Here is a 2,389-nt window from a genome sequence, read left to right as displayed (position 1 = left end):
AATACACCCTCTTCTCCGGTATCGCGCCCCGTACACCGCCCCGGGGGTCCGCCATGTCGCCGGCGTACCGCGGGATGACGTGGACGTGGAGGTGCATCACCGTCTGGCCGGCGGCGGTGCCAACGTTCGCGCCGACGTTGTAGCCATCGGGGTGGAACCGGTCGTCGAGGAGAGTTTTTGCTTCCCAGGCGAGGGCGATGAGGGCAGCAAGTTCTGCGTCGGTCGCGTCGAAGAGGGTGGGGGCGTGGCGGAAGGGGATGATGAGGAGGTGACCGGGGTTTACCGGGTATTTATCGTAGCGGGCGTAGCAGAGGGTGTTGGCGAGGACTATGTCTTCCGGCGGGGGGTTGCAGAAGGGGCAGGTCAGATCGCCCATGCTTCGTACCCCCGGACGTGGATGAGGTAGGCGCATTTCTCGGCGAGGTGGTCGAAGGCCCGATCCCACCCCCGGGTGCTCAAGCTCCGTTCCACTGGAACGTCATATCCTACGAGCAAGTCGTTCCTGCCGGAGCATCGCATTCTCCGCAAGGTTAAAGAGATGATCGGAATCGCGCACATATCACGCATCATCGCGCACATATCACGCATCATCACTCCTGATCATCTCAACTCCTCTCTCGGAAGAGAGACTATAGTGGGTATCGCGCCGCGATCGGCCTCTCCGTTCAACGATGCGCTTCCTGACAAGGTCGTTTAAATCGTTCACTGCGGTCCTCGCGGCGACGGTGTTGAGCTCCTGGTACTGGCTGTTGGTGATCGTGCCGTGAACACGCAGGAAGGAGATCGCAGCAATCTGCCGCTTGTTCAACCCGAGTTCCTGTAGATACTCCTCTGTGAAGGGATCTTTGCGCATGGTGAGGGTGAATCCAAGCGGCGTGCTGGTGATCACCGGCACCGGCAGGCTTGCTGCGTTGAGCACAGTGATCATCCGCTCGATCCCGGAACCATAGCGTTCGATGAACCCGGCCCGGTAGAAGACCTCGGCGATCTTCGGGTTGCGGTGGTAGGAGTAGTGCTCTTTCAGGATCGTCTCGAGGGTGATGCCTTCGGGGAGGCGGCCGGGGTTATGGAAGCGAATATGGTCATCGAAGATCCTGACCTGAGTCTGGACTGTGTTGTTGAAGTAGTCGCAGTGGATGAGGGCGTTCAGCAGGGCCTCGCGGATGGCCGGGAGCGGGTAGTCCCAGACTTCTTTCCTCTGGAAGGATTCCTGCATCGCTTCCTCGGATATGTCATACCTTACGCCGATGTAACTCTTGATGATCCGCTCGGCCTCATCGAACTGAGAGAAGAGGTTCCCCCTGATCTCGTGGTCGCCGATGATGATATCGGCCCGCCTGAACCTGCCGATCCTGACGATGCTATTGGGGAAGTCCTTCTGCGGGTCTCTGCCGAAGAGGATGAGAGCTCCGTTCCTGATCCGCCCGTCCCTGACAAGATCAAGGCGGCGGAGGACGGTATCGATCGGTTCGTCGGGATCGATAGCGGTGATGCGCCCTGCCGCCTTTGCAAGGGCAAGAAAACGCCGGACAGTCCCCTCATCGATCTGGTCGGGTGTGTATGGGCCGGTGATACCGTCCCATTCGATGCTCTGTTGGAAATACTCCCGGAGTTCATCGGGAAGCATCTCGCGGGTGGTGTCACCGACACGGGTGTAATACCGTCCGTCATAGGCGACCGGGGCGCGGCTCTGCTCTACGGCAATGGTAAGAATATGCTTCCCATCGATCTCGTGGATATCGATGACCGGGTGGATGCCGAGCCTGGTGGTTATACTGTCTGCAAGGACTTTGATTGTGTTATTCCTGAGATCGATGCCGGTAACGGCGTGATCTCTATCCCTGACACCAAGAATGACCGTACCGCCGGCGGTGTTGGCGAAGGCAGAGATGAGTTTGTAGAGGTTGCTGCTCACTTCCTCCTTATAATCGATGCGCCGCCCTTCAAAGCGTGCAAGAAGAGCAGGAAGGTCATCAATGAGACGTGCCCTCACGCCATCCGAATCCGGGGATCGTATCTGCCCCACCCGATGGCAAGGGAAGATCAGTGCCCCTGAAGCGGGTATCTGCTCTGATCCTTTCGATTTTGATCATGGTATATCTCCAGGTCTGAATGGGTGTCATGGTTTAAGCGAAAGGCAATAACCACGCTGATATTGAAAGCCGGGCATGTTAGGGCTTTCGATCCGACTCTGGAAGGCTTTTGAGGACATGCCCGGGGCGAGACTCCCCCCGGGGGCCCAGGCAGACCGAACCGCCCCTCAATACACCCTCTTCTCCGGTATCGCGCCCCGTACACCGCCCCGGGGGTCCGCCATGTCGCCGGCGTACCGCGGGATGACGTGGACGTGGAGGTGCATCACCGTCTGGCCGGCGGCGGTGCCAACGTT

Annotated in this window: 3 protein-coding genes; all 3 read right to left on the bottom strand. The window is 59.1% G+C overall.

Annotated elements, in window-relative coordinates:
* Nucleotides 1-376: HIT domain-containing protein (locus GXX82_06350; protein ID NLT22650.1), on the bottom strand; the 376-nt coding region annotated here is incomplete at its 3' end.
* Nucleotides 377-580: 204 nt separating this feature from the next.
* The gene (locus GXX82_06345) at nucleotides 581-1,915 is read right to left on the bottom strand and encodes a transcriptional regulator (GenBank protein ID NLT22649.1); all 1,335 of its coding nucleotides are present in this window, start codon (nucleotides 1,913-1,915) and stop codon (nucleotides 581-583) included.
* 345 nt (nucleotides 1,916-2,260) lie between these two features.
* The coding region (locus tag GXX82_06340; GenBank protein ID NLT22648.1) for an HIT domain-containing protein at nucleotides 2,261-2,389 on the bottom strand (129 nt) is incomplete at its 5' end.

The sequence above is a fragment of the Syntrophorhabdus sp. genome (assembly GCA_012719415.1).
Taxonomy (GTDB): Bacteria; Desulfobacterota; Syntrophorhabdia; order Syntrophorhabdales; family Syntrophorhabdaceae; genus Delta-02.
Note: the sequence above shows the minus strand (reverse complement) of the source record. Positions and strands in the feature narration are given on the sequence as shown.